The 962-nt window shown below is 48.3% G+C and carries 1 protein-coding gene and 1 pseudogene; one reads left to right on the forward strand and one right to left on the reverse strand.

The features are described 5' to 3' along the window. Nucleotides 1–684 (forward strand): thiamine pyrophosphate-dependent enzyme (locus ACYVRH_RS13370; RefSeq protein WP_461257389.1); only part of this gene is annotated, 684 nt, incomplete at its 5' end. 12 nt (nt 685–696) lie between these two features. On the opposite strand, the pseudogene ACYVRH_RS13375 reads toward ACYVRH_RS13370, so the two are convergent. Next, nucleotides 697–962: pseudogene (locus ACYVRH_RS13375) on the reverse strand (ABC transporter ATP-binding protein); the annotation flags it as partial.

Raw genomic sequence — 962 nt, forward strand, 5'->3', positions numbered from 1 at the left:
CATTTACACATAGGCTCATATCCCTTACCTGAGAAAAAAATCCGCAAACTCTACGATAATGTGAACGAAGTTCTTATCATTGAAGAAGGCCAGCCGTTTATTGCGCAAAGGGTTTTTGGCATTACGGGCGCGGACTTAAAACCAATTATTCAATGCGGAGAGCTTGATCCCGATAATGTCCGCAAGGCGCTCGGTCTTCCGCCAAGAAAAAGCGTTAAAGTTGACACAGGCGAGCTTCCCGCGCGGCCTCCGCAACTATGCCAAGGATGCCCCCACGCAGACAGTTACAATACGATTAACAAAGCCGTCGCCGCCATTGACCCGCGCCCCGGACATCCCGACGTGGGAATCAACTCCGACATCGGCTGTTATTCGCTTGGAGCGACTCCGCCGTTTTCCGCAATTGAGAGCGTTATCTGCATGGGCGCTTGCGTAGGCATGGCAAAAGGCGCAAGCGACGCAGGTCTAAAATACGCGCTTGCCGTAATCGGCGATTCAACTTTTATTCATTCAGGCATCACCCCCTTAATTGACGCGGTAGAAGCCGATATTCCGATGACGCTGATAATTCTTGACAACTCTACCGTAGCAATGACATGCAAAAAAAGGAAAGCGGTAAAAGCAGCAGCAGTTTTATTGCCGCCGGAACCTTATGCAGAGGCCCCTTCACTGTTTTATACTTGAATACCGTATTACTCACCATAAAAGGTCTCCCAATTCACGCGCGGAGTTTTTTAGCGGATGATGTATCCCCCAGCCTTCAAGATCACAGGAAAGCGCGTCAGTTGCCATACCGTCAAAAACCTTTTTCCCTTTACATAATACAATGAATCGCATGGAAAGAGCCAAACATTTTTCCAATTCGTGCGTAAGAATAATGACTGTCCTGCCGTCGGCGATTAGTTTTTGAAAAAGCCTGTTTGCCTGTACAACGCCGGGAAAGTCCATGTTGGCATAAGGTT

The sequence above is a fragment of the Treponema sp. R80B11-R83G3 genome (assembly GCF_054786115.1).